Source organism: Bradyrhizobium sp. 33ap4 (assembly GCF_032654765.1).
GTDB lineage: Bacteria > Pseudomonadota > Alphaproteobacteria > Rhizobiales > Xanthobacteraceae > Bradyrhizobium > Bradyrhizobium australafricanum.
The window spans coordinates 1-5,752 of sequence record NZ_JAUMTJ010000131.1 but is presented as its reverse complement, the minus strand read 5'-3'; the positions used below and the strand labels follow the sequence as shown (position 1 = coordinate 5,752).

1 protein-coding gene is annotated in these 5,752 nt (G+C 49.8%); it reads right to left on the bottom strand.

Features of this window, described 5'->3' with window-relative positions; translation table 11 throughout:
* Positions 1 to 1,320: 1,320 nt before the first annotated feature.
* Positions 1,321 to 5,724: an RNase H-like domain-containing protein gene (locus Q2M23_RS42980; protein ID WP_316399418.1), complete on the bottom strand. Its 4,404-nt coding sequence runs from the start codon at positions 5,722 to 5,724 to the stop codon at positions 1,321 to 1,323.
* Positions 5,725 to 5,752: the final 28 nt, after the last annotated feature.

The window sequence follows — 5,752 nt, the reverse complement described above, 5'->3', positions numbered from 1 at the left end:
TGGGTCAGCCGGACATTAGGCAAAATGAGAAATTTTTTACGAAGCAGGTGGTTTAATGGTAAGCCTGCCTCGGCCAAAAGGGAATGGGGTTAATATTCCCCAGCCTGGACACGGAGATCGGCCCTTCGGGGTTCAGTGCGGTAACACAATCCAGCTCGGAGGAGCCGACGTGAGACCCGGGAAGAGTTTTCTTTTCTCAATAAGGATACCGAGTCCTGGAATGGGTTCACCCCGAGATAGGGATGGTGGTTACTTCAACTCCTCCGATTGAGTTGTTTTTCATCGCTTTCCACTATCGCACTTTGTTCCCTAACATGCGAAGTGGCGTGATCTTCCGTGGGTCACATCCTTGCAATCGCTCTCCATAGAACTTGAATTTGTTATTCCTCTGCTTCCTTGTGTCTTCCGGTTTTAGAATTGTCGCGGTTATCCCACCGAATCTGCTAGCAGTTGTAGTGATATATCCCACCGGGTCTGCCACCAGTTGTCGCGTTATCGTACCGGTGCTGCTACCAAGTTGTCGCGGACCTCCAGTGGGTGTCGTAGCGTAGCGTGGTCAAGAGGAACGACAGCGACGAGCCTTTCTATAAAAAGAACGAATAGGTTTAATGGAGCTTGGCGTGAGAGCTCTGAACTGCTTGAGACCTCGAAGCAGAATACTAATGCTGGCCGCTCGCGCGCCGGTTTTATGCCTCGAACGCACGAGCCTCGAGCCAGTGGTCCGATCAGCTCGTACCCCGATGACGATGCTGCTGCTTGGTAAGGTTGCTGACGATGGTGCTGACGGGATTGCTCGCCGGCCGGACGATGGCCGAGGAAGACGACGAAGTGGCCGCGCATTTCGAAGGCACGGACGTAACAGCTCCTCCGCCGCCAGAGAAGATCCACGTCAGGCGATCCGTCAAGTCTGTTCCAGTCGCGTCACAGCGAAAAGGCTTACATGGGCTGCTCTGGGCACACTCTGGAGCACAAAAGTTCAGGCAGTTCCCAGCACATAGCAGTTCACAAGCACAAGCAGTTCACAGGCACAAGCACTTTGCTTAGCAGTTTGTAGCACTTGGATCTGATCACATTTCACTGCCAAACAGCTGATTCAGACCCACAACCCCAAGCATCAATCGAACAAGCGGCAAAATTTCCCTGACACACACCAAGGATAAATGCCAAATAAATCCCAAACTACCCGCCGAATCTGAGAACAGATTTGGAAAATTCACTCAGCCCATGTTATTTAACCCAAAACATTGGGCTGCCCACTTATGATTTCCCGAATCATGTAACTGAGAACACCGTGAGAAAACTGTGCTCACGCACGTGCATTCAGCCACAGGAGTAGCGGCTCAAGCAATCGGCGTTTCCGTGATGCTTCCCTTTCTTATATACAACATTGAAGTTGTATTCTTGGAGAATTAAACTCCAACGAAGAAGCCGGCCGTTTTTCGGAGACATATTCTGTAGCCACTGTAGTGGGCAGTGATCGGTTTCGAAGGTGAACCGTGTGCCGTAAAGGTAGCAGTTGAACTTTCGGGCGGCCCACACTAGGCACGCGCACTCTTTCTCAGAGGCGCTGTACGCTTGCTCCCGAACTGTTAGCTTCCTGCTAGCATAAAGAACGGGATGCTCTTTCCCGGCTTCGTCCCGTTGACATAACACCGCCCCTAGTCCCTTGTCACTCGCGTCACATTGCACAACGAAGGGCTTCCCATAATCGGGAGCTCGAAGGATTGGCTTGCTGATTAAGGATGCCTTAAGTCCTTGGAAAGACCTTTCCTTTTTTTCGTCCCATCTCACCTGATTAGGCTCTCCTTTGCGCAGTGCATCGGTCAGTGGACTGGCCAATTCGGAATATTTCCTTATGTATTGCTGGTAGTAGCCTGTAAGCCCCAGAAAAGCTCTTATGTCCGATTTCGTTAGCGGCCTTCGGAATTCTTTCACTGCGGCTACCTTAGCCTCTAGAGGCCGCCTATTCCCTTGACCTACAACGTGACCTAGATACTGTATCTCAGCACAGCCCAGCTGACATTTTTCAGCCTTTATGGTAAGTCCGGCTGAACGGAGACGACTGAACACTACTCTTAGTTGGGCCAGATGGTCTTCCCAAGTATCAGAGAAGATGGCTATGTCGTCCAAGTACGGCAAAGCGAAATTCCCTGTTCCTTTTAGGACATTGTCCATTAGTCTCGAGAAGCAGAATGGAGCGTTCTTTAAGCCGAATGTTAACATCCGAGGGCGAAACGTGCCCAAGTGGCAAATGAAAGCTGCATATCTGCTTGCTCTCTCTGTTAGTGGTACCTGCCAGTATCCTCTGATGAGATCCAAACTCGATATATACCGCGCATTGCTGACCTGTTCTATTCTTTCTTCTATGTTCGGAATAGGGTAGGCCTGGTCCCTTGTAATGGCGTTCAGTTTGCGGTAATCGATGCACGGTCTCGGGTCCTTTCCAGGTACTTCCACTAAGAAAATTGGAGACGTAAAGTCGCTCTCCCCTGGCTCAATGATTTCGAAATCGAGCATCTTCTTAATCTCTTTCTCTAAAATCTCCTTTTGTTTTGGAGCGAGCCTGTAAGGTTTTGCTTGTATAGGCGTCTCCTCGGTAAGTTCGATGTCATGTTTTATAAGTGAGGTGCTTCCCGGCCTTCTTGCAAAAAGGTCGCGGTACTCCTTGATCACTTTCTTCAACTCCTGGGTCTGGCTGTACGTTAGTTTACTAATAGTAGCCGCCTTCTCCAGTATCTCGCCTACTGAGTAGGTCTTGCTGTCCTCTGGAAGGTCTGCCATGTCCAAAGGAATTTCTTCCGGCATGTTGACCGTGAGATTTATTATGCCCTGGCGCTCCACGTACGGTTTCATCAGGTTCACGTGGTAAATTTGCACTTGCTTACGCTTGCCACCTAGTCGCACCACGTAATTTGTGTCCGAAATCCTCTGTAGAATTTCAACGGGACCTTCCCAGTGAACCTGGAGCTTGTTTTGCCTCGCCGATCTTAAAATCAGAACTCTGTCCCCGACGCTGAATTTGCGTTGTCTGGCATTTCTGTCATAGTAACCCTTTGCCTTAGTCTGAGCTTCCTTCATGCTCTCTCGGACCAGGTTCTGCATGGACTGCATGCGCTCTAACAAGTCTAGTACATACTGCACGACCGTCGCGGTTTCACCCTTTTCCTCCCACATCTCCCTTAGAATTCTCGTCGGAGAGCGAAGGGCGCGACCATACACTAGTTCCGCAGGCGTGAAACCTGTGCTTTCGTGACAGGCTGTCCTACAAGCGAACGTTGGAGCTGGTAAACATGCATCCCAGTCCTTCTGGTGCTCAAAGCACAACGCTCTCAGAGTGCGTTTTAAGCCGGAGTGCCATCGTTCTACACTATTCGACTGCGGATGGTGAACCGAACTGTGCACTATCTTCATTCCGCACTTCTCAAAGAAGGTACTTGTCAGTTCGCTAGTAAAAACGCTACCACGATCTGACTGAATTTCCGTGGGAAATCCCACTCTAGCAAACACTGACAACAGCGCGTCCACGACTTCGGGGGAGTTTACCTGCTTTAGAGGTACTGCTTCAGGGAACTTCGTTGCTGGACAAATCATCGTCAAAATATACTTGTTCCCTGATTCAGTCACAGGCAACGGCCCTACTACGTCAACGACAAGTCGGCAAAACGGTTCTGTAATCAACGGAACCAACACTAGTGGAGCTTTGCATTTCTCGTTTGGCTTGCCAACTCGCTGGCAAGTATCACATGACCTCACATAATCCTCCACGGATTTAAAGCACCGAGGCCAATAAAACTCCTGCAGAAGTCTCTTTTTGGTTTTTCCAACTCCTAGGTGTCCTGACCACGCGTTAGCATGACAGAGCTGTAGAAGGTCTTCCCGGTACTTCTGAGGGACCACCAGCTGATTGAAGGCCCTTCTCCTTTTACCTTCGTAGTTACGGTATAGGATGCCTTCTTTCACTAAGAACTTCACGTTCTTTTTCGCGCTACGTTCCTTCGCCCAGGTATAGAGATCCTTCAGAGATGGATCAGCGATCTGCTGACTCATCAGGGTCTGCTTATCTACCTGTAGAAGGTTTGAGAAGTTAGACGCCGTTGGAGACAGAACAGTGCCGCCATCATCGTTCTGATCATCTTTCCCTTCAGCGCAACCAACGTCAGACTTGCCCTCTAGTGGGTCCATTTGGGTCTTATGCTCTGCTACCGTAGGGTTAGTTTCTTCCGGGGGATCACTTTCCCGTTGCTCACGACTGACGGAGATAGTCGCTCGTGGTGCCAACTTCTCCTCATCGTACTTAAGCTTCGAAGCAAGTTCCCTTGCCTTCGATCGCGTTAGAGCCTGCACAACGCCATCCCCATAACTTAATCCCTTCTCTTTCAGAAGCTTATCTGACCGATTCGAGAACAGATACGGGTATGACTCGGACAAATTTGGGGAAACTGCGGCTTCCGTGTGCAGCTCGCCAAACGGTCCTGTGACGCAAACTTTAGCCATGGGCAGACATACACTTTGCTGTTCCACCACTTGCTTAATCCATGCGCATTCTCCCGTGTAATCCTCACTCCTCACGTATGACGGGTGCACGACGTCCATAGTAGAAGCGGAGTCACGTAGAACTCTGCAAGGTTTCCTGTTAACCTCCAGCTCACGCATGTATGGACTCAGCAGCGCAATATTTTCATCGTCTTCACTGACGTACGAAAATACCACCTTAGGTTTAGGACAGTTCGCAGCGAAGTGCCCTGGCTCGTTGCAGTTATAGCAGACGCTCTGCCTTCTTGTTTCGAAAGCTCTCTTTGCTTTCGCCTCTTTTGCCTCCTTACTGGGATTATGCCCTTCCACTTCCTTTGGAACAGTCTCTGCACTATCCTTTCCTTTAGGGAAATTACCCATTCCCTTACCGGACTCAGACTTTCCGAAGTGACGCTTTTTCCCGAAGGACTTATCACTCTCGCGGTACGCCTTTCTTTTGCGATCCTGACCTCGCGCTTCTCTGCGCAGTACATAGTCCTGAGCAAGCTCCGCAGCTTGTTCTACTGTCTTAACGTCCGTTCTATCTTGGACCCAGAACTCTACTTTGTCGGGAATCCCTCGATAAAACTGTTCAAGACAGAAGCACTCCAGGACTTTGTCTCGGTCGTCATAGGCGTTCGCGCTTTTTAACCACTCTACCATGGTGGCCTTTACGTTGTAGGCAAACTCAGGATAGCTTTCTCCAGTCTTAATCACTGAGCTTCTAAACTTTTGCCTGAAACCCTCTGTAGACAACCTATACTTCCTCAGAAGTGCTGCCTTAGCCTTCGCGTAATCATTTGCGTCCTCCTTACTGAGACGTGCAAGCACACTGGCTGCTTCGCAGGGCAGGACCGTCAAAAGACGCTGGGACCACAAGTCCTCAGGAATATTGACCTTCTCGCATGTCCTCTCAAAATGGACAAGGAACAAGCCAATATCGTCCCCAACTTTGTACGGTTGCAAAAGTTTAGACATTTTGACCTTCTCAGGGTCAACGAAACTAGTCTCACTCCGAGACGTTTCAAGGCGCTTCTCTTCTATCTCAAGTCTCCTAAGTTCGAGCTCACGATCAGCTTCTAGCTTCTTAGCCTCAAGCTCACGGTCAGCTTTTCTAGCTTCACGCTCAGCTTCAGCTTCAGCGTTTCTAGCTTCACGCTCAGCTTCAAGTCGGAGGCCAAGCGGTCTTAGGAAGACAACTATAACACTCAACTCCTTGGCTCACAGAACGACATGGCTA